General features: G+C 67.0%; 17 protein-coding genes and 1 pseudogene. 1 reads left to right on the forward strand and 17 read right to left on the reverse strand.

Translation table 11 applies throughout. The features are described 5' to 3' along the window. Positions 1-43 precede the first annotated feature (43 nt). The 15 genes and pseudogenes from brxL to WMF11_RS17835 all read right to left on the reverse strand — a co-directional run bounded on the left by brxL (position 44) and on the right by WMF11_RS17835 (position 22,377). Complete coding sequence (brxL, locus tag WMF11_RS17765; RefSeq protein ID WP_437978277.1) at positions 44-2,083, reverse strand: protease Lon-related BREX system protein BrxL; 2,040 nt, start codon at positions 2,081-2,083, stop codon at positions 44-46. A 7-nt stretch (positions 2,084-2,090) separates the two neighbouring features. Next, positions 2,091-4,643, reverse strand: coding sequence for a PglZ domain-containing protein (locus WMF11_RS17770; RefSeq protein WP_437978278.1), 2,553 nt, complete (start codon positions 4,641-4,643; stop codon positions 2,091-2,093). A gap of 34 nt (positions 4,644-4,677) precedes the next feature. Further along, the gene (locus WMF11_RS17775; RefSeq protein WP_437978279.1) at positions 4,678-7,299 is read right to left on the reverse strand and encodes a hypothetical protein; all 2,622 of its coding nucleotides are present in this window, start codon (positions 7,297-7,299) and stop codon (positions 4,678-4,680) included. After that, positions 7,296-9,548 (reverse strand): Eco57I restriction-modification methylase domain-containing protein, encoded by a 2,253-nt coding sequence (locus tag WMF11_RS17780; protein ID WP_437978280.1) that lies wholly within the window; start codon positions 9,546-9,548, stop codon positions 7,296-7,298. The genes WMF11_RS17775 and WMF11_RS17780 overlap by 4 nt, the downstream gene beginning before the upstream one ends. 3 nt (positions 9,549-9,551) lie before the next feature. After that, the gene (locus WMF11_RS17785; protein WP_437978281.1) at positions 9,552-11,504 is read right to left on the reverse strand and encodes an ATP-binding protein; all 1,953 of its coding nucleotides are present in this window, start codon (positions 11,502-11,504) and stop codon (positions 9,552-9,554) included. Continuing rightward, on the reverse strand, positions 11,501-15,040 hold the full coding sequence (brxC, locus tag WMF11_RS17790; protein ID WP_437978282.1) for a BREX system P-loop protein BrxC: 3,540 nt from the start codon (positions 15,038-15,040) through the stop codon (positions 11,501-11,503). Before brxC ends, WMF11_RS17785 begins: the two co-directional genes overlap by 4 nt. Positions 15,041-15,058: 18 nt before the next feature. Next, positions 15,059-15,634 (reverse strand): BREX protein BrxB domain-containing protein, encoded by a 576-nt coding sequence (locus WMF11_RS17795; protein WP_437978283.1) that lies wholly within the window; start codon positions 15,632-15,634, stop codon positions 15,059-15,061. Continuing rightward, entirely contained in the window at positions 15,631-16,416 is a 786-nt protein-coding gene (locus tag WMF11_RS17800) for a BrxA family protein (protein ID WP_437978284.1), read from the reverse strand. The genes WMF11_RS17795 and WMF11_RS17800 overlap by 4 nt, the downstream gene beginning before the upstream one ends. After that, positions 16,416-16,976, reverse strand: a complete 561-nt coding sequence (locus WMF11_RS17805; protein WP_437978285.1) for a BrxE family protein — start codon at positions 16,974-16,976, stop codon at positions 16,416-16,418. The genes WMF11_RS17800 and WMF11_RS17805 overlap by 1 nt, the downstream gene beginning before the upstream one ends. A 170-nt stretch (positions 16,977-17,146) precedes the next feature. Then, positions 17,147-17,680: pseudogene (locus WMF11_RS17810) on the reverse strand (serine/threonine-protein kinase); the annotation flags it as partial. A gap of 275 nt (positions 17,681-17,955) precedes the next feature. Next, positions 17,956-18,309, reverse strand: a complete 354-nt coding sequence (locus WMF11_RS17815; RefSeq protein WP_437978286.1) for a hypothetical protein — start codon at positions 18,307-18,309, stop codon at positions 17,956-17,958. A gap of 527 nt (positions 18,310-18,836) precedes the next feature. Continuing rightward, positions 18,837-19,892, reverse strand: coding sequence for a cytochrome-c peroxidase (locus WMF11_RS17820; protein WP_437978287.1), 1,056 nt, complete (start codon positions 19,890-19,892; stop codon positions 18,837-18,839). Next, on the reverse strand, positions 19,889-20,776 hold the full coding sequence (locus tag WMF11_RS17825) for an MbnP family protein (protein ID WP_437978288.1): 888 nt from the start codon (positions 20,774-20,776) through the stop codon (positions 19,889-19,891). The genes WMF11_RS17820 and WMF11_RS17825 overlap by 4 nt, the downstream gene beginning before the upstream one ends. Before the next feature lie 213 nt (positions 20,777-20,989). Beyond that, positions 20,990-21,883: a dihydrodipicolinate synthase family protein gene (locus tag WMF11_RS17830; RefSeq protein ID WP_437978289.1), complete on the reverse strand. Its 894-nt coding sequence runs from the start codon at positions 21,881-21,883 to the stop codon at positions 20,990-20,992. Next, positions 21,880-22,377, reverse strand: coding sequence for a cupin domain-containing protein (locus WMF11_RS17835; protein ID WP_437553112.1), 498 nt, complete (start codon positions 22,375-22,377; stop codon positions 21,880-21,882). The genes WMF11_RS17830 and WMF11_RS17835 overlap by 4 nt, the downstream gene beginning before the upstream one ends. A 64-nt stretch (positions 22,378-22,441) precedes the next feature. On the opposite strand from WMF11_RS17835, the gene WMF11_RS17840 reads away from it, so the two are divergent. After that, a complete protein-coding gene (locus WMF11_RS17840) occupies positions 22,442-23,929 on the forward strand; it encodes a PLP-dependent aminotransferase family protein (protein ID WP_437978290.1) in 1,488 nt (495 codons plus the stop codon). 15 nt (positions 23,930-23,944) lie between these two features. Here WMF11_RS17840 and WMF11_RS17845 read toward each other — a convergent pair whose 3' ends face one another. Together WMF11_RS17845 and WMF11_RS17850 are read right to left on the reverse strand one after the other, a co-directional pair. After that, positions 23,945-24,937 (reverse strand): alpha/beta fold hydrolase, encoded by a 993-nt coding sequence (locus WMF11_RS17845; protein ID WP_437978291.1) that lies wholly within the window; start codon positions 24,935-24,937, stop codon positions 23,945-23,947. 32 nt (positions 24,938-24,969) lie between these two features. Further along, positions 24,970-25,578, reverse strand: coding sequence for a TetR family transcriptional regulator C-terminal domain-containing protein (locus tag WMF11_RS17850; protein ID WP_437978292.1), 609 nt, complete (start codon positions 25,576-25,578; stop codon positions 24,970-24,972). Positions 25,579-25,594 lie beyond the last annotated feature (16 nt).

The raw sequence follows: 25,594 nt of genomic DNA on the forward strand, positions 1-25,594 counted from the left end.
GTGCGACGCCGTTCTCTCGTCGCCCCACCCTACTCGGGAGCTGTCACGGTCCTCCCAGTACCTTCATCGCCGCTGTCTTCGGATCCCCATAGAACACCGGGTCCACGTGCTCCACCACGTCCGCGTTCACCTCGAGGAAGCTCCGCTTGTTCTCGATCGGAATCAGCGCCCGCTTCGCCCCGTTGTCCTTTGCGACCTGGAGCGGCTCCACAAGTGACCGGACCGGCTTGATGTTCCCCTGCACGCTCATGTCGCCGAGCACGAGGAGCCCGGGGCTGACGGGCGCGCGGCGCAGGGCTGAGTAGACGGCCACGAAGAACGCCACGCCGACCTCGGCCTCCACGCGGTTCCCGAGGAGGTCGATGACCTCGACGTGGATGTCGGACGTGTCGAGATCCCGCGCGATCCCGAGCTCGCTCTTCTTGGCCTGCAGGAAGCTGAACGCCCGCTGGACCGACTCCTTCATGGCGCCGGCCACGCCCCCCGCGGTCTTCAGCTTCCCGGTGCCGCTCGAGACCGACACCTCGACGCGGTATAGCCCGACGGTACCGTCCGACGTCACGCCGGCGGTGTATACCGTCCCTGGCGCGAGAGGATCACCGGAGATGAGGTCGCGGCCGCCTTGCTCGGGTACGCCGACGAAGCGCTCCTCGCCGCTCTCCTGGGACGTGTAACTGAAGGACGTGTGGTAGTACTCGAAGGAGCCCATCTTCTTGAGCTGCTCCTTCACGCGGCGCCGGCCTTCCAGCGCGAGCTCAAGCACCTCGGCGAGTTCTGCCGGAGCCACCTCGCCGTGCGGGAAGAGGATCTTCATCAGGCCCGACACAGTCTTGCGCACGGCCTTGCGATCGCGCGCGTTTAAGTGGGCGCCCAGCGAGAAGTGGCGATCGAGCACCTCGGTGAAGTTGTGCTTCCGCATCTCGCGGAGGGCCTCGGCGAGGAAGTCGACCACGAACCCGTAGTGGTTCGTGAACATGTCGTTCCGCATCTTCGGGATCTCCCAGCCGGGGAGGTAGAAGTGCAGGCGATCGATGAACGCCATGTCGTCGCGGATCACGTCGGGCATCGGCGCGAACAGGTGGCCGGTCTGCACCATGACGTCGATCGGCTGGTTCGTGTTGCCGAACATCGCGATGCTCGCGTCGCCGGCAACGGCCTCCTGCCCGCGCTGGAAGGTGCCGGACTCGCAGTAGGTCTTCATGGTGGTGATGACCTCCTTCGGCATCTTCTGAAGGTCGGCGACCTCGTCGAAGCCGACGACGTCCCAGATCTGCACCATGCCCTTCTGCCTCCCGGTCATGTGGCCGAAGAGGTTCGCCACCGTCGTCCCGCCGGTGAGCAGCGCAGCGTAGGGCGATATCTCCTGGATCACGTAGCTCTTGCCCGTTCCGCGAGGGCCGAGCTCGACGAGGTTGAAGTTGCGCTCGGCCAGCGGGATGAGCCGCACCAGGAAGAGCATCTTGAGGCGGCGCGACATCTCCGCCGGCTCGTAGCCCATGCTGCGGAGCATGAAGTCGATCCACTCGTCGGTGGTGAACTCGCGGCGCACGCGCCGGTAGTCCTCGAGGTCGAAGCTGGCAATCTGGATGGGCGTGAGCTTGTCGATCCAGAAGGGGTTCTTACCCTTCGTCTCCTCGTCGTATTCGAAGCGCAGATCGAGCTGCGCCCACACACCGCCGGTGAGCAGGCGCTCGTAGTCGCGCACGTACGGAGTGGGGATGTGGAGGTACTTATTGCCGAAGTTGGACGCCTCGGCCCAGTAGTCAGAGTCGACGAGCCGGACCTTCACCTTGTCGATGAAGGAGTATTTGCCGTTCTCCTTCACCTTGCTCTGCGCCTTCACCGACTCGTCCGGCCGGATGTAGTTGTTCGCGAGCGTGTCGTTGACGACCTGCATCCCCATCTGGATCGCGATCTCGTCGGAGGACGCACAGTACTTGCCGAGCAGGAACTCGAGCACGAAGACGGGGACGTTGGCGCCGACCTTGACCTTGCGCACCAGATCCTTGCGCACGACTTTCCCCGCGAAGAGCCGGTTGACCTTGTCGTCGAGTGCGTCGCGGGCAGGGGCGTCGTTGCTCATGGGAGACCTATGTCATCAACTTCACGGGGATGATCGGCGATCGCCACAGCTCGGCGTCGGTGATCGGATCCTGCACGATCACGCGCAGCGAGGGAACCGTGTCGTCGCTCAGCAAAAAGAAGACGGTCGCGGGCTTGCTGGCAGCGAGCTTCACGCAGTCGCCCGCGCGCTCGAGCTCCGCGTCGGTGACCATGCCCACCTTGCCGACCTGCTTCCCGTCGTGCACGAGGAGCGGGCGGACCGACATCGAGGTGCTCCCGAACAGATCGAGGTTCTTCCCCCCGAGGTGGAGCGTCGCGCGGAAGATGCGGTTCGTCACGGCCTCGGGTACGTCGGTCACGGAGATCGGCCCGGCGGTGGGGCGGTTCGACGGCTTCAGCTTGAGGCGCACCGTCACCACCGGGATGACCATCTCCTGAAGGCTGGTGCCGCCGTGGTGGAAGGCCAGATCCCCGCCACCTTTGAACACGCCCGCGCCGGTCGGGAACACGAAATCGAGGTCGGACTCGTAACCGAGCTCTGCTCCTCGGGCCCGGCGGGAGCCGTACGGCGTCGACCCACCCCGCCCGATCCAGCAGCGCCGGTGCTGCTCCACGGCCTGTCCGCCGGGCGAGTCGATGCGCATCGACTCGTCTCGCTCGGTGGAGAAGATGTGCCCGTGATCCGCCGTGACGACCGCGTGCTCGATGCCCGCCCCCGCCAGCTTGCGGATGGCGCGGCGGAGGTTGTCAATCACATTGTTCATCACGAGGCGCGCCTGCGAGGTGAACCCGGCCTCACCCGCATGATCGATCTCCTGGGAGCGCACGATCACGAGCGGCGCCCCCTCGACCTTCTTCGCGAGCTTGCTCGGCGGCATGTTCAGGACGTCGTCGAGGCTGATATCGATCATGCCGGGCGCGCGGGCCAGAGCGAGCTTCTTCCGGCTCGCCAGGTCGGGCAGGAAGGAATCGTCGATCTTCGCCCCGAGCTTGCCTCCCTGCTCGACGACGCTGAAGCTGCTCGATGCCCCGGGCAGGAGCGCCGCCATCCCCACCGGGGTAATAGACGGGAGCGCTGCGATGGCCGAACGCGTGATCACCTCGGCGCTCGCTGGTAGGCGCTCCGCCAGCTCGATGCCCATCTCGAACCGCATCGCGTCCACCAGGAAATAAGCCACCGGGCTCGGCTGGTGAGCGACGACATCGGCATGAATCCGCGTCTGGTGCAAGATCCCTGGCACCGACCACTGCGCTGCCGCCAGCGCCTGTGAGAAGCCGTCCGCCAGTGCCGCGCACGCGTCGTCGTACGCCCGTCGAACCAGGCCCAGGGGGCGCTCGTCGGGCTCTTCCGTTAGCGTGCTCACCCATGCTTCAAGCCGCCGCTGCGCCTGGTCGAGGCGCTGCCAGCCGTTCTTCGTGGCGTACCGCTCGACCCAGCCCTGCACGCCCATCGCGCCTTTTCGTGCCTCGTCCCGGGCGGCGGCGCGCACTTCCGCGGCGATGGTCCCGAGATCGGCCATGCGCCGGCACGCCTCCCAATGGGTCTTGCGCGCCACGTCGCGAACGAGCCAGTAGCTGCCCTCGCGCTCTCCGATGATGGCGAGCGCCTCGGTATACTTGCCGGCCGCAATCAGCTCTCCCGCGTGTTGGAGCAGTGCGCGCTCCTCGAAGCGGAAGGTGTCCGTCGAGCCGAGCGCAGCTGCCGGAAGCTGTGCCGACGCAAGACCAAGCTCCTTCTCTACTTCGTCAGCGATGCCCGCATAAGTGTCCTCGTGCGCGGCGCGGAGACGGCGCGTGACCTTTTGCACAGCATCGAGCGTCTCGTTCGCCGGCGCCGGGACGCTGTCCAGCGTAGAGGGCGGGGGGCACCGGAGATCGGCGCGGAACTCGCACGCCAGCACGTGGCGCTGAACGATCTTTCGTAGCTTCGCGAGTGGCTCGCCCTCGCCGAGCGTCAGCCCGAGCTTCACGCGCAGGAGCTTCACCAGCTCGCGCTTCGCCTCCTTGGTCTCAATTTCACTGTCGCGCGCGTCGCTCGCCACCCAGGCCGCGATCAACGCGGCGAAGCCGGAGTGCTCGTGGAAGATGGCCTTAAGTACGCTCGGCGGCTCCGAGCCTCGCTTGTCCGAGAGAGCTCGCACAAGGTCCTCGTAGGTGACGCGGTCGGGCCGCAGGATGTCGTCGATGATGCCATCCGTGTAGCGCTCGCGCAGCACGCTCCGTGCGAGCTGCTTCAGGGATGGCTCGTAGGAGACACCGGCCTTTTCCAGTTCCATGAACACGGATCCATTGTGGTCGCGCGTGACACCGGCCAGGTAGATCAACACCTTCTCCGGCTCGTCCCCGGCGACGAGCGGCTCCACCGCGAAACGAACCTCGAAGAGCGAGCCGGCATGCTCGACGAGGTGCGCGTCGACTCCGCCCACGCAAACCGGTGAGGGCCGCGCAGAGGGCTCCGCGCCCCGCAGCTCGCGGACGAAGGGTACGAGCTCGAAGCGCGGATCGTACAGGACCACGACGCGGCGGGCATCGAGACGGCTCGCGATCTGCTTGGCGATGTACTTGTGGAGCGGGTGCATCACGTGTCTCCTGCGCGCAGCTTGCCTTGACGCATCATCCCGCATCCCCGCGCCTGCGCCGACCGCCGCCACGTAGTGCTCCACCCGCCCCGGGCGTCGGAGCTTCGAGCAGGCTCTTCAGGGCCGCCTTCACTGTAACCGATTCGCGCTGAGCGATCGCCTGCCTCAGCTCCTCCTCGGGCTCCCGAAGCCGGCGAATTCCATCGCTCGTCTCGATCCAGAACCAGCGTTCCAGCCCGAAGGTCAGCGCGACCGCGTGGTGCTCCGCAGCCTGATGAACGACGGCGTTCGTGCGAACGTGCAGCGCGAGCGGCGATCGATCATCGAAGGCGCCCGCATCCCAAGCCCGCCAGCGCGCCGCCCACGAAGGCTGGCCTTCGAGCTCGCAGCAAAATGCGGCCAGCGTCGAGAGCTCCGCCGAGGTGAGCAGCGGGATGTGCTTTTCTCGTGCCTTTCGACGCTTGCCCGGGCCTGCCGCGGTGACCGCGGGGAGAGATGGTGCCACCACGAGGTTGTGCGCGCGTGCGATCGTTGGATCCTTGGTCGCTTTCTCCAGAACCCTTCCGGGCCACAACGCGAGCGCGACCGGAACGTCGTCGTGCATGCCCGCCTCGAGCTCCATCCACCACTGTGCGTCGCTGCAGCCCGCATCGGCGAAGCGCTGCTTCCAGAACGCGCGCACGGCCGAAACCGCCGCCTGCATCGCCGGCGAGTAATGACGGTCGACGACGTGCGCGATGGTGTCGACGAGCCCTCGGCGCGAGCGCCACTTGTCGTCGAAGTCCTGCACCCAGAGCAGGTCTTCGAGGCCGTGGGCGATGGCAAGGCTCCGGTCTTCCCGGCATTTCGGAATGACGCGCTCCGGCCAGAAATTCATGGACAGGTGCGCCCAGTCGTACTCACCGGCGCAGAGACTATCCCAGCAGTCTTTGCACTCCTTCTGCCAGGCACGGTGCTGCGGGACGAGTCGCCAGAGAGGGGCGAAGTTGATGATGACTCCGTCATCCAGATTCGGGTCCCAGAGCGGCGCGACGCGCTTCACCTCGTCGAGGAAGGTACGCAGTTCGTCGACGAAAATCTCTTGGGCGGCGAGGGCCTTGCGCGTAGCGGAAGTAGGAGATTGTTCGGCTTCATGACGGAGGGATTCGAGCTTGCTCTCCTCGTGGCGGAGCTTGGGGGCGAGATAGTCGTTTTGTACGGTGTAGAGGGTGTCGCGGGAGAAGCGATGGTAATAGAGCCAGACGGAGTAGGAAGCGCTAGAAGTAGCGAGCTGCCAATAGATGGGGGCTTTGCGGCGACTCTTGGAATAGCGCTTAATGTGATCGGTGAAGAAGTCGCGCGCGAGGGTGCGACGGATGCTCTCGGGTTCGGGTGCGTCGAGGTCGACGTGGTCGTAAACGACACGCAGCGCGGCGGTGATGTCGTTAGCATGACCGGGATCGTCGACAAGGCAGGCAGGAGGAGCGGTAAGGGTGCCGATGCACCACCCGGGATAAGGCTCGACCAGCATGCCGGGGCTATGCGTAGGGAGCGGGTCAAACGGGTCGGGATCGGGCGGGATGGTACGCTCACCATTTGCGAGGCGGATCTCGAAACGACCAAAAACGATACCGGCGGCCCAAGACATCAAATCGTCCGTTTCGGTGCCCAGGTCTCCTGAGGCGGGTCCGGCATCACCGTCACCATCCTCCTCTTGGAGTGACGCGAGAGTCTCTGAACGCGTGGCCGCCGAGTCGATGGTGTCGCGATCGCAGCCATCAACGCCGTAAAGTCGGAACGCAATCTCGTCGATCTCCCGCTGCAACTGTTCGAGTTCGGCGTCGCTGGTCCTAGGATCAATCCTGACGAATCTATTTAGGATTTGCCTAGGGAGAATAAATGCATGGCTGATCTCATTGGTGAGTTGTGCCATCCGTACCAAGCTCCAACCCCGCGCTCCCAACGCGCTCAGACGCCGCTCGTCCTCCAGTTGAAACTCCGGTACCGGAGTCATGTTGATGTCGCCCATGTCAAATTGCGGAAACTCGTCTCGCCCCAGTAACAGCTTAAGTAGATAGTCAAAGCACGATGAATTCAGGAACGCGAGATGCGCAAGAGCAGACGCAGGAAGAAAAATCGCAGAGCCGCGGACGCTAAAAATCGAGCCCTTGGGAAGAATGCGGGGCCTAAATCGTGCGCCACGAAGAGAGTATGTTAGGCCAGGCTGTCCGTAGAAGCTCGGATTCTTGATAATTCCACCGACGCGCTTATGGTGCATCTGATAAATTGCCCACGATTGGGCTCCACCGCGGAACCAATCGACCACCAGATGAAGGTCGCCGTAATACGGAGTGACCTCGCCACCCTTCGAAAATGGAAACCACCTCGCCGCTCGCGCGCAGCACGCATCGATTTCCCACCAACAACGTACGAATCGGAAATCATCCGTGGTGGCGAGTCCCTGCTTTGCGGCTTTGCCGCCTGCTTCGAAGGGTGGGGTTGCGATGAACATCTTGCGAAGTTTTGCCGAGACCCAGTACGCGAAGGGCGCGCCCGGCAGCGACGCGAATTCACGAGGGTTAACACTGAATCGGTCGCGAGATTCGGCCCGGGCAGCGCACCTCAACGCAGACGCCTTGTCGTTCATCGACGTGACTTTGAAGAAGGTGCCTTTCACAGCCTCTCCAGGCAAATGGCTGCCGTCTCAACCATTGCACCGTCAAGAACACCGTTGCCAAGATCAGCGAACGTCAAAATCTGGGTTCGGCCGAGCAAGATCTCCTTACGCCACGCCGTCAAGGATGAGACAAAGTAACCCGTACGCGAGGTGATTGCGCCAAGCATCCCCTGCCGATGTGCCAACTCGGTGCCGCGCTCCACAAAGGCAGCGTACATATCGTTCTTGCTGCACAAATACGTCGCCTCCAACTCCTTCTTGGCGCCTACGCTCCCCGCGCCGAACGGCGGGTTCATCAGCACCACATCATACTTCTTCTCCGCCACATCGATCAGTCCGAGCCCCGAAAGCGTGTCTTCCGCGAACAGCCGCCGCGCAGTACGCTGCTGCACCGCAGCCTCCTCGGCGAAGCGCTGGAGCGCAGCCCTGATACGCTCCTCGGCTGGCGCGAACAGGTTCCCCGTCTCCCCCGTCTTCACACTCGTCCTTACCAGCTCCTCGACCCGGAGAAGCAGTCCCATATCTCCCGCGAGCTGCATCCGCTCCACGAGCCTGTCGAACAGCTCCGCGAGTGCCTTGTCCCTGAGCCGCGTCGTGAACTCCCGGCGCATGTCCTCCTCGCCCGGCATCGGCTCGGCGAGTACGATGTTCGTCTTGCGGATCCGCGACCGCTCGGCACGCGAGAGGCCCGCTTCATGAAAGGCGCGCTGGGCGCGCATCCAAAGGGCCAACTGCGCGATCTGAACGCACCGGGGATCAATGTCCACGCCGTGCAGGTTGTGCTGCAGGATCAGCTCCGGGATTGCGCGGCGCAGGGCCGCCTCGTCCGCGTAGTCCTCCCGTAGCGTCTTGCCCGTCGCTTCCGACACCGGAGAGGAGATACGACCGCCGCACCACGCTTCCTCGTAGATCGTCGTGAGCAGGTCGAAGGCATAGAGGAGGAAGTGTCCCGATCCGCACGCCGGATCGAGGATCTTCAGATCCCGCGGATCCTTCATCGGCCGGTGCCGTACGAACACCGGCTGCTTCAACGCGTCTTCCTGCGACGCCGGCTCTTCGTTCAGCCGCGCACGCAGCGACTTGTAGAGCGCGCCCAGCCCGTCGAGCGCCTCGCCCTCGGGGTCGTGGCCGAAGTGCCTATACCGGCGGTGCTCGAAGAACAGGCAGCACCACAGCTCAGCCGCGTTCCCGGTCCAGATCCCCGCCTGCTTGTACTCCTCGGACTTCCGGTTCGCGAGCTCACCGCAATCCCCGAGCCCGATTGCAGGCGCCACCTCGTAGCCGTTGATGACGTGCGCCAGCTTCGCCGTCGCGCCCCAGGGCAGCTCTTCGGGCAGCTTGGCGAAATCCCCTTCGTAAGTCGCGGCGAGCCAGTCTGGCAAATCCTGGTTGCCCTGGCGTTCCGGCCATTCCCCCAGGAAGACCTCCATGGGCTGCCGGACCAGGTACTCGCAACGCTCCTTCAACACTGTCTCGGCCTGCCGCATCTGGTACCAGATGCGCCCGAGCGTGTTGTCGGTCAGGAACTGCACCACGTACCGCGGGGTGAAGAACTGGTTGCGGACCGCCAGTTCACGGCTATTATGCGGCGCCTGCGATCCACCTTGCTTGGTTTCCCGCATCGCGGCGCGCTCTTCTTTGGAGTTGAAGTACTGGTACACCCAACCGATGGTCTCGTCCTCCCGCCACACCCCGGCGAGATCGGGCCCGTTCAGCACCTCGAGCAGAACGGTGAGTGCCTGCCGCCGCGGCCAGAGCACCGAGGCCGGATCCCGTCGATCGAAGAGGACCTTCACCTCGGTCGACAACTCGTCGAAGATGCACTCAAGATAGAGCCGGTAGCCGGCCCCGTCCGGTAGGAGCGCCACGCCCGGCGCGAGACCACAGAACTCCCTGTGGTAGCCGCTCGATTGATCGCCCTTGGAGACGCACTCCTGCACCAGCCCGCGCGCCTCCAGCATCTTGAGCGCGACGAAGCGGTTGAGCGTGGTGAACGCGGCGTCCCGCAGGTAGTCGGCGACGGCTTCGGCCGGCTTCATCCCCGCGGCCGTCTTGTGCGCGATAGAGGCGAGGATCTTCTCCCGCAGGACCCGCTGCCGTGGTCCGAGATGCGCGCCGGCCGCCTTCGGGATCGCCCCGGACCGGAGGACGTCGTACGTGCCCTCGATCTGCTCGCTGAAGTCGGCTTCGAGCAGCTTGCGCGCCCGCTGGGTGGCGCGTTCGATGGCGGAGCGGGTTTCCTTGTCCATCAATCAGCGCCTTCCGCGCCCAGGAGGAGAGTTTTCGCGACGCAACTGCTCAAGATACTCGACGTTGCGATGAATCTGCCCGGTCAGCCCGTCGTCGACGCTCCTGGACAACGCCTCTGTAAGATCGCGCTCCGCACGTGCGAGATAGGCATGAAACTCCCGCCAGGCGCGTTGCTTCGTTTGCGGCGGAATCCCACGCTTCTTGGCCGTTGTACGGCAGCGCTTGGCGAGTCCGAGCAGAGTATCACCGCGCAACTGGAGCAGCGACGCATTGCGCTCCCATTCGGGATGCTCCTGAAGATGTCGTTCGATCAACAACAACGCGGGTTCCTCTTGGCGCGCCCGCAGCATGGCGACGGCGATGCGTCGGAGTTCACGCTCCTCCAGACGTCCTCGCGAGGCCGACGCGAGGAGTCGTTGAGACAGCGCTCTCGTCGACTCCGGTGGAGCATCACCGGCGACCAGCGCTTCCGCGAGCTGCACGAGGACCGCTGCCGGCAGGCTATCGATCTGCTCGACGTGCTTCGCGACGAGCTCCTTCACGGGGCCTGAGTCACGCACCGCGTGCTGGACCTCGGCGAAGAGCTGCAGGGCACGAGAGTTGAGCGGATCCTTGTCCAGCACAAGGCGCACCTGGTCCTGTGCCTTCCGCAGCTCACCGAGCACGAGCGCCTGCTCGGCCGCCCGCAGGTCCCGCAAGAGCGCATGGCGAGGGTGGGCGGGCAGGACGCAGAGCACGCGGATTTCATCCGCCTCCAGCGTCGGGGGCGGGCATCCCTCCTCGCGCATGACCCGGAGAATCGTCGGGATCCCCTGTCCCTCGGCCTGGGCGAGCTGGAGGCGGTTGAAGAACCATGCGAGCGTCTGGTTCCGCCACTTGGGCGGGGAGCGCCCCTCTCGAAACGCCGCGACATCGACGCCGAGCGGCAGAGAGCCAGGCGAGAGCACCTCGATACGATCGGAGAAGACCGTAATCCTCGTTGGATCCGGAATCTCGTAGTCACGATGCGCGAGAGCGTTGCCCATGGCCTCGTAGAGCGCACGCTTTGGATATTTCACGCTGTTCGGCGAGGCTGGGTCGCTCTTGTCGAAAGCCGTATAGGACTGTACGTCGAGAAGCTCCGTGAGTCGTCGGGCCTGCTCCAGCAGGTTCCCAGGCAGTTCGTGTCGCTCGGCGTGAGGGTCCGACCGGTCGACGCCAGGGTAGATCGAGAAGAGGCTAAAGGCGCCCGGTGCGAACCGCTGTGTCTCGCGGCCGAACAGCAGCACCGCGAAATTGCGCGGCCGAAGCACACCGGTAAGCGGCTCCCTGACGCACAGCGGAGGGACGAAGGGGCTTAGCTGGACGTCCTCGCTCAGATACGGCTCCACCCCCCGTTCAGGGGAGAACACGCCCATGCGCTGGAGCGCGTCGCGCAGCGCGAGGAGATCCAGATCGTTGATCGTCGCCGCGGTGCAGGGCCGCCGATCCCACGGCTCTACCGCGCCTTTGCGGACCAGCAGGTTTCGCAAGACGCCATTTCTCGCCTCGATCGTCGAGCGGCTCACCCTGACGAAGTGCTTCGCCCCATCGCGGTCACGCCGAAACGTGTGGGCTTGGTCGGTCGCAGGCTGAATGAACACGAGGATGCGCCGCTCCGGGGTGTCCGACGCTAGCTCCTCGGCCCTGGGGGTAATCGGAGGCGAGACGCGGTCACGACATCGGGCGAGCACGGTATTCTCGACCTCTCTCAACCGGTTCGCGGTGAGGCCAGTACGCACGAGCACCGGGAACCCATGTGGATCCCGGTCTTCACGCGCGCCGCACACGACGTAGCCGCCGCCCAGGTTGGCGAGGTCGTTCGCGAATGCCGAGAGCGTTTCGACCACGCCGTCGATGTCGGCAACGTTCTCTTTCCACTCAGTCTGCTCGCTTTCACGGATGGAGAGCTGCTGTAGATCGATGGCTTCAGTCATGACGCGATCACCTTCTTGCCGGCTCCGATGAGCCGCGCACACTCTTCCCGGATCCCGTTCAGGGCGGCGTCGAGCTGCTCCTCGCTCTCGATGCCTCCGGCGAAGTAGGATGAGAGATCGACGGACGCCACCCTGTCGCCCTCGCGCGCGCGGTGAACCGCCTGCACAGCGACGCGTAGGCGCGACTCGCACGCATCGCGCTCGGAGCGAAGCAGCGGAATTGCGACCGGCTCCGCGGTCCGGCTCATCCCTTGCTTAAGCGGTTCGGCGATGCTGTGCTGAGAGTCTTTATCGAGCTCAGCCCACCCTGGAGCCTTCGTGAGTCGCTCAAACGCCTTCGTGTAAGCATTTACCCGCGCCTGTAGCGCATCGTCGCGCCGTCGCGCGTATTCCAGTTCTAGCGCGCGGGTGTGCTGCTCGATGGCCGGCATATCCCGGAAGAATGTCTCCCTGGCGAGCAGGTCCTCGAGCGCTGCCGCTCTCCCTCGAAAGGCTTCATCGAGATCTTGCTCACTGGCAAGAAAGGGCCAGATTACCGTGAGTGCCTGTTTCGCGCGCGCGACGTCGCGCAGGCGCGGTTCGGTCAGCGCCTGCGTCAGCTCGGCGGCCCGCCGGATCGCGTCCTTGATGGCCCGGTGCGAGCTGTTGAAGATTTCGATTGCGTTGTCCTCCGAGCCGCGCTGAATGGCCTTCATCTGGCTCAATGCCATCTCGAGCATGGAGCCGCCTGGCAAGCGCTCGGCGTTGAGCCGCGAGAGGGCCTCCATGACGGTGTCTTCGTGCCGCGTGAGCTCGCGCCGGAGGTCTTGCACGATGACGCCGGCGGACAGCTCCTTCACCTCGCTGCCGAAGGTGTCGCGGAAACCCTCCGCCGCCTTGACGAGCGCTTCGAAATCGACGCTCCGCTTGGGCCGGAACGATGCTTGCCGGAAAAGGTTGTTGTTGCTGAAGGTATCGCGGGCCTCGATGGTCACCGCGTTGTCGATCGTCTGGCTCTTGCTGGTGGCCTCGATCTTCCCCGCCCGGAGCAGGCAGACGACGAACAGGCGCACGACGTCGAAGTCCCAGCCGAACGGCTCCTTGGCCAGCTCGTCGGTTAGGTAGCGGCCGCTCGGGCTCTCGCCGTAGTCGGCGCGGTCCAGAATGCGGCCCATGACCTCGCCCAGCGGCCCTTTGTCGGTTTGGAAGACTACCTGGCCACGCTCCGTGCGGAGCAGCCCGAGCTGGGAAAAGACCGGCGTCAGGCCATGCAGGTTCTCCGACGTGCAGAGGGCGTCGAGGTCTTTCTTCCCCACGCGCGCCGCCGCTTCCTTGAAGCGATCGAAGACGAGCGGGAGCGCCTGGCCAAGGATCTCCGCCGCCGCCTTGCCGACGTCGACTGCGCGATCGGTCGGGCTCCGGTCGTTGCCGCGGAAGTAGACCGCGCCCGAGAGGCACGCCGTCTTCAGCAGCCGCTTGAGATCATCCATGTGGCGGCGCTGGCGGTTCTTCTCTTCCGGGATGAGCCGGTCCTTGACGTCGGTCTTGGCCTCGCGCTCCTTGCGCGCGATCATCTCCTTGGACCGGAAGACCTCGACGGTCTCGCGGTCGATTGCCTCGTTCAGGGCGACAGCCCAGAAGACGTGCTTCTTTTCCTGCTGGCTGCGCGCCCGCAGCTCGTTCGCGAGCTCCGCGAAGGCCTTGGCGTCGTCGGCGAGGTGGAGGTGGAACATCGTGTCGCCCTCGACCAGCTCGCGGCCCTGGAGGACGAGGCCGGCCTTGAAAAGCTTCGTGTCGAGGAAGTTGTGCTGCGGCTGGGGCTGCCAGAAGCTCGTGAGGACCTCCGCGTGCAGGCGGTGCGCGTCGCCGGGGCGCGGCGAAATCCCGTTCCGCGTGCGCTCCCAGTCGTCCTCCGCCGGCGTCGGGATGCGGTAGCCGTCGTCGCCGAGCCGGACCAGGTGCCGCATGACGAGCTCGGCGAGCGCCTCTTTCACCGTGACGAGCTGGGAGTCTCCGGCGACGGCGGGGTGCAGCGTGGCGGCGATGTTCTCGGCAGTGCGGTGGATGGTCTTGACGTACTGGAGGAGACAGATCGCCTTGGCCACCGCCTGCGCTAGCGGGTGCTCCGTCTGCTTCGGGATGGCGGCGATCTTGGCGCGCACGTCGCCGTCGATGTTGCCGTCGACGAGGTCGTAGACGTGATCGATGCGTGCGAGCACGCCGAGCGGCTGCTCCGCAAGCTGGGTGGCGGGGTTGATGAGGAGCTGCTGGGCGAGTTTGATGATTGTGCGGTTCGCCCCGCCGACGTGCCTGCTCGCCCCGCCCTGCGTGCGCAGGCCCGATACGACCTGGATGACGAGGTCGATCTGGTACGGCAGGAGCGGGTACAGGTCGACGAAGCCGTCGCGCGTCAGCTCGGGGAGTTTGATGTCGGCTGCGAGCCTCGTGTTCTCGGTGAGCCGGCCGCGGTGCTCGTCGAAGAGTTTGCCGAGCGCTTCCTGCGCAGCCGCGTTCTTGGCGAGGACGCGGCGGCTCGTCACCTCCGAGATATCCGATGGCTCGAGGTGGACCTGGGACGGGAAGCGGTCCATCAGCCGCGCCAGCTCGATCTTCTTGTCATCGAGGCCGCTGACCAACTCCCCGAGCTTCTCCTGCGAGGTGACGACGATCCAGTGTTTGCCGCGCCCCCGGACCCCGAGGCTCTGCACGATGGCCTGGAGATCCAGCATCTTCTGCACGTCGCGCGCGACGAACTGCCCGACCTCGTCGATGACGAAAAGGAGGCTGTACCCGGGCTTGTTTCGCCTCATCAGCTCGCCGCAACGCTCGGCGAGCTTGCCTGGGGAGATGTCGGCCTTGTTCTTGACCGCCTTCACCCAGGAGTCGGCCATCGGATAGGTGTCCGGCTCTAGGGCGTGCAGCACCCGGCTGGCCTCGCTGAGCGCGAACGCGACCTTGCCCTTCTCGGCGTCCCAGGACTTCTTGAAGATCTCCTGGTACTTCGCCTTGAACGCCGCGAGCTGTTCGCGGGCCTCGAGCGTGATCTCCATCTCGGACAGGTCGAGATCCTTCGCGTAGCCGAGGCTCTGGAGAAAGAGCCCGTACATGATCTCGGTGAGCGTCTGGTTGCCGCTCTTGATGCCGCGATCGGTGGAGACGTCGAAGATGACGGCGTGCGTCGGGATCTGCTCCGTGATCGCCGCCAGCATCACCTGGATGCGCTTGTCACCCGCGCGCGCGACGAAGCGCTGGGCGCCCGGCTCGTCGGCGATCCGGCGGTTCTCGATCGCCAAGCCAAGCATCTTGGCGAAGCTCGACTTTCCCGAGCCGAAGAAGCCCGAGACCCAGACGGCGATGCCCTCGTGCGGCTTGTTCGGCGTGGTCTGGTACCGCTCGAGGACCTCGGCGAAGTGCCGCCGGATCGCGTCGGTGACGACGTACTCGCCGATCTCGTCGCGGAGGATCTCGTCGTCGGTCTGGTCGACCTTGATGACCTCCTCGATCCGCCGATGGATGTCGTTGGCGAAGAGCGTCTTGATCGCGGGCAGCGCGGGCATGTCCGTTGTCCTCGTACGTCAGAAGATCTTCGGGCGATAGTTGTGCTCGGCGTCCAGCACACCCATGAACTTGAGGCCCGCGGCGCCGTCCAGCGTGCCCGGGTAGAAGAGGATGGTGGGCGCCTGGACCTTTCCCCTGAGCTGCTCCAGCAACGAGAAGGTGCGGTACATCGGGAATAGCGCGCCGGTCCGCACGATGAACACGATGTCGTTCCGCGGGTCGGGGTTTTCCGGCATCCGGCTCGCGACCAGATCGACGAGGGGCGCGTACTCCGCGAGGACGCTGTGAATGGTGTCGACGACCGTGTCGACCCCCTGCTCCCGCTCGACGTCGAACCACTCGGGGAGCGCACGCTGCGAGCGCATCGCCTCGTCGAGGCACTCGGCCAGCGAGATCCTCCTGATGCGCTTGCTCTTCTGGTGGAGCCGCGTCTCGAGCAGCGTCACCGCCTTGCGCAGCGGGATCTCGTCTTCCGGGTCGTACGGGAAGATCGCGTACGGCATGTCGTGGTACGCGCTGATCCGCTCACGTGGATCGGGGAGCTCCAGGATGGGCCCGAGGTCGTCTTTGAGGCGCTGCTCGAAGTCGCTCATGCCACCATCCTCTCGGCATACTCGCGCGACGACGCGCAGGGAAGCCGGAGCTCCACCAGGCTGCCCGCGACCTCGTACCCGACCTTGCGGTACTGGTGCAGCCGGAGCAGCTCGTGCTCGACGTCGGCGGGCCGCATCAAGAACATCCTCCAGTCGGGCGAGTCGATGACCTTGCGCGGGCTCTGCTCGACGTCGCGCATGGCGTGCAGGAGGTACAGGAAGCTTTCCTCCGGCAGGTGGTACGACGCGAACTCGCGGGCCATGCTGCCCTTCAGCAGCCCGAAGTCGGCAGCGATTTTGAGGAGCCCCGCCGCGACCCGCTTCAGCGTTGCCTCGCTCCACACATGCTCGGTCACGCCGCCGCGCTTGGGGATGCCGAGGAGATACTGCCTGAGATCCTCGGGCCGGATGCGGTACGCGCCCGACTCGAAGGCGGGGAAGAGCCAACCGACGAGGAAGTCGCGCAGGAGGAACTCGTCCCGGGTGATGTGCCAGAGGAGCAGCGGCTTCCAGACCTCGAGGTCGCAGCCGGCCTTGGCGAGCAGGACGAGCGGCCGATCACGCCCTTCGGGCTCGAAGCGGCGGCTCATCACGAATGCGACGTCGCGGAGCCACTGCTGCGTCCGCGCGCCGACGAAGTTGCCCATCTTGAACTGGCCGAGGTTCTCCGTCTTCGGACCGCCGAACTCCCACTGTGCCAGGTATGCATAGCTCTCCTCGATCATCGCCCCCTTGATGATCGTGAACGAGGAAACGACGCTGGCGCGCGACGCCGCCGGCATCAGCCTTCCAGCCTCGCATACGGCACGGCGAGGGCGCCGGGCCGGCCATGGGCGAACGCCGCCGCGAGCAGCGTGAGGGTTACGTCGTCGGCGCGGAAGGTCGCAGGTAGCTGGACGGCGCGGCCCTCGGCCGAGACGGTGAGGCGCGCCGCCGCGTTCGCCTCGGCGTCGCCGATGAGGTCGAAGCTGCAGAGCGCAGCAAGCAGGTCACCGCCCTGGTTCTGCCCGAGCCTGCCGAAGAAGTCGCTCCAGGAGCCCGCATCGTCGAGCCAGTGCTCCCAGCGGGCGTCGAGCTCCTCCTCCAGATCCTCCGGGAGCCGCCAGAGGGTGACGCAACGGGGTGGATGGAAGACCTCGGCGCAGCGGTGCGCCGCGACCGCGAAGACGGACCGGGCCTGGGCGAAGAAGTGCGTCCGCGGAAAGCCGCGGCCGAGCGCGACCACACCGTACCGACCGAGCTGGCCCTTCGTGTTCCACCACTTCGCGCCGTCCATCTCGCCGAAGCGCGCGATGACAAGGCGAAGCCGGAGCAAGCGGTCGAGGTCGAGGGTGGCGCTCACGTTGACGTCGCAGACCCTAGATGGGAGCGCGGCGAACCGTCAACCCGATCGCGCCGTACCGGCATGAGCGGCGAGTTACGGAGCGCGAGGCGGCTCCTACGCAAGTGCGTGCACGAGCGGGCGGGTGCAGGTGCAGGCGTGAGGAGCACTGGTGCAATCTCTCGACGGCGCTACGCGGTCCGTCGGGCGTGTCCTTCCTCGTCGGCGCGTCTGGGAAGCGCGCCCTCGCCTCCCCGAAAACCGATTCCGCGAAGCCGCCCGCAGAGGAACTCGTACGCCACCACGCCGAGCGCGAAGACGTCGCCCGTCAGTCCGCGCGCGTTCCCCATGATGGCCTCCGGCGCCATGTACATCGGCGTCCCGACGATCATGCCGGTGCTCGTGAGCAGGCCTGTCCTGATGGGTGCTGCGAGCCCGAAGTCGAGGAGCACGGGCCGCCCGTCCGTCGTCAGCATGATGTTGCTCGGCTTGATATCCCCGTGAACCATGCCCTGCGCGTGCACGTACGCGAGCGCCTCGGCGATACGCTGGACGAGCTCCACGCCTTCTTCGAGGCGCATCGGCTCTCTCCTCAGCCGTGCGTCGAGCTGCTCGCCCACGACGAGCTCCGTGACCATGTAGGGTCGCCCGCCGTCGAGCACGCCGTGGTCGAGCAACGCCACGACAGCGTCGTGCCGCAGGCGCGCGAGTACCCCGACCTCGTTGAGGAAGCTGCTGGGGCGCCGGCCTCGGCAACGGCCTTCACCGCGACCTCGCGGCCGTCCTGGACCGACCGCGCGCGGTACACTTTCCCGAGGCCGCCCATGGCGAGCGGCTCCGAGAGCTCGTAGCCGCCAATGCGGCTGCCCGGCACGAGCGCGTCGATCACGGCCGCGGTCCTGTGGCTACCTTGAGCCCACACGGATTGAAGGCGACCAAACCGACAAACCGCAACCGCGGCGCCTCGGCTCGCTCGCACCCATGGGCGCGAAATACGCGCTCAGCCTGGGCGTCTACCCCCCAGCACATTTTTTCCTGGCCGCAAGCTGATCACCAGCGCCTCCACCCGGGCCGCGGCATTCTGCGGAGCCTGCCCGAGCAGCCGCCCGATCGCCTCGCGCGCAACGCGCACCGCTTCGACATCCCCCGCCGCCGCTGCGGCCCCCAGCCCCTCCCCGAGCTGCGCAACCAGCACCGCCCGTGCCGACGGGGCAGGGGAGGGCGCCATGTCCGCCGCGCCTCCCCTCGCGACCACCTGCTCCGCCAACCGCACCAGCATATCGACGCCCACGGCCTCACCCGCGGCCACCACCCTCAACGCGGCCACCGCCAGCTCCCGCCCCCCGTCTTCCACCGGCACTACCCCCACCACCCCCCGCCTGCCCACTTTGCCCCCTTAACCCCCCGCGATTTCTCTCAGCACCCCCAGGCTCTTTTAATCCGTAGGTCCAGGGTTCGAGTCTCTGTTGACCCATCAACGCGAAATCGTTCTGGATTTCGACCCATGAGATGCACGCCTCAGCGAGTGGCCGGAGAGGCCGGTAGTCCGGTTACCACCGCCGCCGAGCAGGCTGACGGTGGCCACGAGGCCCTCCGGACGACGGGGGCGCAGATCTAGGGGGCGCCAGGTGCAGGTGGGCGGTGAGGACCTGGACGGCCGGGGCGCCACCGCGCCACGGCGGAAGAGCCGGGTCAAGAAGAACTGCCGGAGGTCGTGGAAGCTGAACGGCGCGCGATGGCGGCCTTGCGCAATGCCTGCTCTTCAGCTTGTCGAGGTGCCGGCGCGCCACCTTCGACCAGCACCGCACTGCTTCAGCGGGTTCACCACCAGGCGGCACACAAGGCATCCGGGGACATGGCGCCATTCCCCTGGATTGCCCCTCAGGGGCGGTACCGCGGATCGTCGAGGAAGGCGGCATCGGTCAGCGACCGCAGGAACGCCACCAGATCGGCCTTCTCGTCCGGAGAGAGCCCCAGCTCCTCGATCTGCGGATCGGTGGACGAATGGCCCAGCCCGCCGCGATCGTAATGGTCGACAACCTCCTCCAGCGTCGCCAGCGATCCGTCGTGCATATAGGGGGCGCTCGCCGCGATGTTCCGCAAACCGGGCACCTTGAATTTGCCAAGGTCTCCCGTCCGCCCGGTGATCACTTGCCGCCCGACGTCGCCGCCGTCGAGGTAGGTGCCGTTGTTGAAGAAGCCTTCGTTGGTGAGCATTCCGGACGGGTGGCAATGGAAGCAGCCAGCTGGCTCGCTCAGGAACAGCGCCTCGCCGCGGCGCTCGGCGTCTCCGAAGCTCGTGTCGTCCCCGCGCTTGTGCCGGTCGTAAGGGCTGTCCGCGCTGACGATCGAACGGACGAAGCTCGCCAGGGTATGGCGCAAGGACTCCTCCCCGGGAGGCCCGCCATAGGCATCCTTGAACGCCTTCACGTAGACCTCATCCTCGGCGACACGAGCCACGGCCTCGGCGAGCGGTAGATCCATCTCGTCGGGGTTCTCGATGGGCTTCCCCACCTGCTCTTCCAGGGTGGCCGCGCGGCCATCCCAGAAGAAGCTCTCGCCCCACGCCAGGTTCACCAGCGCGGGCGCGTTCCGCTGTCCCAGACGGCCGTCGACCCCCCGGGAGACGGGGTCCGGATCGGCGAAGGCGTACTCCTGGCGGTGGCAGCTTCCGCACGCTACCTCGCCGGTGCGAGAGAGGCGCTTGTCGAAGAAGAGCCTCTTGCCGAGCTGGGCCCTCGCCTCGGTGAGCGTGTTGTCGGCCGGCGCTCTGGCCGCCGCGGTGCGCGCCGGAAACCCGGCGGGGATGGCGTCCGTGACGAGCGGCGGCAAAGGTCCAGGGGCCTCAGGGGCCGCCGGACCGTTGTCGCCGCATCCGCCCGCAAGGAGCAGCGCCGTGAGGCCGATGGCCCCACCACGGTTGAAGCTCGGTGTCACGGACCGAAGGTGAACACCGTCAGATCGGGGAGGCCGCGCCGCAGGCGCTCACCCGCGAGGAGCTCGTCTCCCACGGGGCCGGGCGGCGCGACGAACCCGGTCAAGTCGATGTCCGCCGTGGCGCCCCCGAAGACCTCGTCCATGACGACCCGGACGACCTCGCCCGTCGAGCCGCTCGCGGGCACGGACAGCGCGCCTCGTACCTCGACCCTGGGGGCGAGATCCTCGATCAGGTTGCCTCCCATGTGGACCGCCGGCGGAACCGCGGCCGTCTCTCCGTCCGGATCATCGGAACCACCCTCACCCTCGGCCGGCGGAGCCACGCTGCCCTCGTAGCGCAGGAAGAGGTAACCGCTGTGCGGCCACGTCATCTGGGAGGCTTCCGACAGAGGCGCGACGTTCGCTTCGGGCCGAGAGGTGCTGCAGGCCTTGTGCAAGCCCCAGACGAAGCTGACGCCTTCATAGCTGCCAGCCGGAGCGCGCAGCCGGAGCGTGGCCGAGCCCGGCTCCTCGGCGTTGTAGAAGTGGACCCCGTAAGGGGTGGCGGCGCCGTCCGGGCCGACGATATCGACGGGCACGAGATCGCCGTCCGCCCCGATCAGCGCCGCGTGCGAGACGTAGAAGCGAACGTTGAGCGGCGTGACCGTGCTGCCGTCCGGCGCGACGTTCGGCTCGCCGAACAGGAACGGCTCGCCGCCGAGGACGAGCTCGAACGCGAGCTCGACGATGGCGCCCTCGGTCCTGATGGACGCCGGCTGCTCTGCGCAACCGGTCGGCCAGGTTTCCTCAGCCTGGCCACCGGCGCCGCCCGTGCCGCCCGCGCCGCCCGCCCCACCGGACCCGTCGGGCTGGCTGCCGCCCGCCCCGCCGGTCCCGGACGCCATTGGCTGCGGATTCGAGGACGTGCCGCAAGCGGCCGCGGCGCCCAAGAGCAACCCAATCAACCCGAACAAGCCAGGAGATTTCATCGTGGGATCGAGTGTACGCGATGACGCACCACGCCGGAACAGATGACGCATCGCCGGGATCTTGCTGGGTGAGACGCGATCAAGGCGCGAGCGATGGCGTGACGAGCGGTAGCAAAGATTCCGGACGGCTCACGCCGATGGCAGTACGGCGAGGTCGACCAGGATCCGCCGGAGCTCCTCCACCCGCGCCTTCTCGAGGGGCTGCAGCGGGGCCCGGAGCGGCCCGACCCGTGTGCCCATCAGCTCGAGGGCCGCCGAGATGGCCCGCGGCAGGCCATGCGCGACGATGAACTGAAGGAACGGCAGCTGGCGATAGAAAGAGCGCCGAGCGGCCTCGAGATCGCCACGGGTCACCGCGTCATAGAGCTCGACGGTGAGGCGAGGGATGATGTGCGGGGCCGCCGTGCACCAGCCGCGCGCCCCGGCCACGAAGGCGGCGAGCGCGAGCGGATTGCTTCCGTTGTAGAAGGCAACCTGGTCGCCGCAGAGCTGCACGAGCCGGTGCATCCGGTTCACGTCCCCGGTGCTCTCCTTGACCATCGTGACGTTCGGGATCTGCAGCAACCGGGCGATCGCGTCCGGGCTCAGGTCGAGGCCACCCGTCGCCGGGTTGTTGTACACGGCGATGGGGACGGAGATGGCCTTCGCGACGGCCTCGAAGTGCGCAACGATCTCCCTGTCCGAGAGCTTCCAGTAGCTCATCGGGAGGATCATCACCGCGGTGGCGCCGGCCCTCTCCGCGTACCTCGCGTGGTGCACCGTCCGCTCCGTTGTGAGGCTCGAGACGCCGACCAGCGTCGGGACCCGGCCCGCCACGCGCCTCACGACGATGTCGGTGACGGCCTCGCGCTCCGCGTCCGAGAGGTACGGCAACACCCCGGTGCTGCCCAGCGGGGCTATCGCATGAACGCCCGCGGCGAGCATGTCCTCGACGATGCGGCCGAGGAGCTGTTCGTCGACGCGTCCAGCCTCCGTGAACGGCGTGATGGGGTAGGCGATGATTCCACGGAGAGACGATGTCATCGCACGCCTCCTTCCCCCTCGTGATCCCGGTCGAAGAGCTGATCTCCCCGATCGGGCACCTCTTCGCGCAGCGCGACACCTCCCATGTTCTGCAGCATCGGCGCGTTCTCGCAGGCGAGGTAGCGGGCCCGACCCTTTCCGGTGTTGACGTGGTTGTGCCAGGCCCAGACAGGGACGTAGATCGCGTCCCCTTGCTTCCAGTCGACACGCCTCCCGCCCACGTACGAGTAGCCCTCTCCCTCCAGGACGTAGAGGATGGTCTCGTACGTGTGCCGATGCCGGTTCGAGGATTGCCCCGGATCGAGCCATCCGATGGTCATGCTGATCGCGTGCGACGGGAGGTCCACGAAGAAGACTGGATGCTTCCGCGCCTTCGAATACTCACCGTGACGCCCGGCGGACTCGACCGCGGGGTGCGCGAGCCTCTCTGGCATCACCACCCGAGGCCGCGGCGGCGTCTTGTCGAAGTCTGCTGAATGGAATCGTTCGCTCATGTCGGCTCCCTGTCAGCGCAAAAGGCATCTTGCGCAGGAGAGGGGATAGCGCGAAGCTGGACCCATGACAGGCTCCAGAACGAACATCTCGACGGGTCCAGCTGGTCGGCCCTGGCGCTTCGACCTGGTGCTCGACGACGGCGCGTCCGTGCCGCGGCAGACCCAGCTGAGCAGGGCGATCGTTCAAGAGATCCAGCGCGGGCGGCTGCTGCCGGGTTCAACGCTCCCGGGCAGCCGGACGCTCGCGGCGCAGCTCGACGTGAACCGGAAGGTCGTCGTCGCTGCCGTCGACGAGCTGGTGGCCCAGGGGTGGCTCGAGGCGCTGCCCGCGCGCGGCACCCGCGTCGCGCTCAACCTTCCGACGCTCGCCGTCGCGGACGCCGAGGGCCGCCGCTCGGTCGAACCGGTCGTCGCCCAGCGCCGCGGCGCCATGATCGCGGTGAACGACGGGATCCCGGACGCCCGGATCGCGCCCGTGGACGAGCTCGCGCGCGCGCAGCGGCGCGCTCTCCGAGCGCTGGCGCGGACGGGCCTCGGCTACGGAGATGCCGCGGGCGATCCCGTGCTCAGGGAGGTTCTCGCGGGCTTCGTCAATCACGCCCGCGGGTTGTCGTGCTCCTCGGAGGAGGTCGTCCTGACGCGCGGCAGCCAGGGCGCGCTGAGCCTGTTCGCGCTGGCGATGCTGGAGCCCGGGGATGTCGTCGCCGTCGAGCACCCGGGGTACACGCCGGCATGGCGCGCGTTCCAGCTCGCCCGGGCCGACGTGGTTCATGTGCCGGTCGACGCCCACGGCCTTCGAACGGAGGAGCTGGAGGCGCACGCCAGGAAGCTCAAGGGGCGCCTCAAGGCCGTGTACGTGACGCCTCACCATCACTACCCCACGACCGTCGCCATGTCGGCCGAGCGTCGGATGCACCTGCGACGAATCTGCGAGTCGTTTCGCCTCTACATCGTCGAGGACGACTACGACTACGAGTACCACTTCGAGGGCGCGCCGCTGCTCCCCCTCGCCGCGACCAAGGATCTCTCGTCGCGCTGCATCTACGTGGCGTCGCTCTCGAAGCTCATCGCTCCGGCCCTGCGGCTCGGGTACATCATCGCGGACAGGTCCGTTGTCGCGCGCTTGAGGGCGGTCCGTGAGCTGCTCGATCGTCAGGGAGATGTCGCCCTCGAGCGCGCCGTGGCCGAGCTCATCGAGGACGGCGAGATCCAGCGTCACGCGCGGCGCGCCCGGCAGCTCTACCGGCAGCGTCGTGACCACCTGCTGGAGCAGCTCGCGTCGAGGCCGCCCTTGCGTTCCGCGATCGAGTGCGACCCGCCCGGCGGGGGATTGGCGCTCTGGATGCGCTTGCGCAACCTGACCTCGGAAGAGCTCGTCCAGCGCGCGCACGCACGCGGCCTGGCCCTCACCCCGGGGTCCGTTCATGTCGCGGCCGGGGCCGTGCCCGCATTCCGCTTCGGGTTCGCGGCGCACACGAGCGAAGAGCTGTCGAGGATCTGCGATACGCTGGAGGCGTGCCTGATGCCCGACGCGGGATCGAGGCGCCGATGAACAGCGTTCTCCACGTCACACCACGCGCCGGCGGTCGCGCTCGAACAGCTCGCGCTCCAGCTCGCACGTCTCGAGCCCTGTCCGGACCGGCCACGGGGTGCCGGTCACGACCTCGACCACCTCGGCGATCACCTCCGGCGCGCGCAGGACGCGCCTGTGGCCGAGGCCGCGGGTCGACATGAGCCGCGCGCCCGGCCAGCGATCGGCGAGCGCCGCGCCTGCCTCGAACGACACCTCGCGATCGTCGCGGTCGTGCACGACGAACAGCGGCGCGTTCATCCGCGGGGCCGCAGAGAGCGCGTCGAGGTCCGTGAGCGGCACCCCGTAGCGCGCCTCCAGGCGGGCGACCATGCGGCGCCGGACGGCCTCGTCGATGCCGAGGAGCTTCGCGAAATGCTGGGTGTAGCGGACCGCGCTGAGCGGCGGCGCGATGAACACGAGCCTCGGCGCCGGAGCGCCCGCGCGCCGGACGGACGCCGCGCGGGACAGGGCATACGTCGTCGCGGCGCTCCCGAGCGAGTGCGCGACGATGGCGTGGACGGGCCCGACCTCGTCCATCGCGACGGTGACCGCGCGGGCCAGCTCCACGAGCGTGGCCGACCGGCTCGGCCCATCGCCGTGCCCCGGCGCGTCGAACGTCACCACGCGAAAGCCCAGCTCCACGAGCGGCCTCACGAACGCGCCGAGCTGGCTGCCCCGCCCCTCCCAGCCGTGCACGAGCAGCACGGTCGGCCCGTCCCCCCACGACCACGCGGGCAGCGCCTCCGCGCCCCACGGCAGCGAGAAGCGCGCCGCGCCGGCGAGGATCTCCTCCTCCCAGGCCGGGCGCGCGTGCCGGCGCGGAGAGCGGAACAGCCGTTCGGCCGCCAGGGAGGCCAGATCCGGCGCGGCCTTGTTGAGGAGCTTGAACCCGAACCGGAGCCCACCGCGCAGGAGGACCTGCCGCGGATCAGTACGAACGATCGTTCTATTAGTGGGCGACGAATGGACCTGATTGGCTTCCTGCATGGGGGGACCTCCTCGGGGGATTGCGAGACGGATCAGGCAGAGCGGCGGGGCGAGCGCCGGGCGTCGGTCACGAGCCTCTCGAAGGCGGCGCGGGCCCGGCGCTCCGACGCGTTGTCGGGCATCAAGCGGCTGAGCGCGTGGGAGCCGGACGCGATGGCATAGGCCTCGAAGGCGAACTGCGAAAGGTCGAGGTCCGAGCGGAAGTGGCCCTCTTCGACGGCGATGCGCGCGGCGGTGGCGAGCGTGGCCAGCCAGTCTTTCTGCGACGCGACGAGCGCGTCGCGCGCCGGACCGGGCTTGTCGTCCAGCTCGGCCGCGGCGGCATGGAAGACGCAGCCGCCTGGCATGAAGTCCTGCTCTGTCCAGACGAACCACCGATCGATGAGCGCGCGCACGCGCGGCTCACCGCGCGGCTCGCGCAGCGCGGGCGCGACCACGAGGTCGACGAAGCGGCGCTTGGCCTCTTCGAGGATGGCGACGTCCAGGTTCTCCTTGGAGCTGAAGTGCGCGAAGAGGCCGCTCTTCGACATCTTCACGCGCTCGGCCAGGGCGCCGACGGTCACGCCCGAGAGCCCGACCTCGCTCGCCAGCGCCAGCGCCTCGGCCAGGATGGCCTGCCGGGTATCTTCACCTTTCGCCACCTCGACTGCATAGAAC

Origin of the sequence: Sorangium sp. So ce295 (assembly GCF_051527405.1) — a bacterium.
GTDB classification, from domain to species: domain Bacteria; phylum Myxococcota_A; class Polyangia; order Polyangiales; family Polyangiaceae; genus Sorangium; species Sorangium cellulosum_B.

Coding starts and splice junctions, on each gene's coding strand:
- brxL (WP_437978277.1), bottom strand. CDS start 2,083: ATGAGCAACGACGCCCCTGCCCGCGACGCACTCGACGACAAGGTCAAC.
- WMF11_RS17770 (WP_437978278.1), bottom strand. CDS start 4,643: ATGCACCCGCTCCACAAGTACATCGCCAAGCAGATCGCGAGCCGTCTC.
- WMF11_RS17780 (WP_437978280.1), bottom strand. CDS start 9,548: ATGGACAAGGAAACCCGCTCCGCCATCGAACGCGCCACCCAGCGGGCG.
- WMF11_RS17785 (WP_437978281.1), bottom strand. CDS start 11,504: ATGACTGAAGCCATCGATCTACAGCAGCTCTCCATCCGTGAAAGCGAG.
- brxC (WP_437978282.1), bottom strand. CDS start 15,040: ATGCCCGCGCTGCCCGCGATCAAGACGCTCTTCGCCAACGACATCCAT.
- WMF11_RS17795 (WP_437978283.1), bottom strand. CDS start 15,634: ATGAGCGACTTCGAGCAGCGCCTCAAAGACGACCTCGGGCCCATCCTG.
- WMF11_RS17800 (WP_437978284.1), bottom strand. CDS start 16,416: ATGCCGGCGGCGTCGCGCGCCAGCGTCGTTTCCTCGTTCACGATCATC.
- WMF11_RS17825 (WP_437978288.1), bottom strand. CDS start 20,776: ATGGCGTCCGGGACCGGCGGGGCGGGCGGCAGCCAGCCCGACGGGTCC.
- WMF11_RS17830 (WP_437978289.1), bottom strand. CDS start 21,883: ATGACATCGTCTCTCCGTGGAATCATCGCCTACCCCATCACGCCGTTC.
- WMF11_RS17835 (WP_437553112.1), bottom strand. CDS start 22,377: ATGAGCGAACGATTCCATTCAGCAGACTTCGACAAGACGCCGCCGCGG.
- WMF11_RS17840 (WP_437978290.1), top strand. CDS start 22,442: ATGACAGGCTCCAGAACGAACATCTCGACGGGTCCAGCTGGTCGGCCC.
- WMF11_RS17845 (WP_437978291.1), bottom strand. CDS start 24,937: ATGCAGGAAGCCAATCAGGTCCATTCGTCGCCCACTAATAGAACGATC.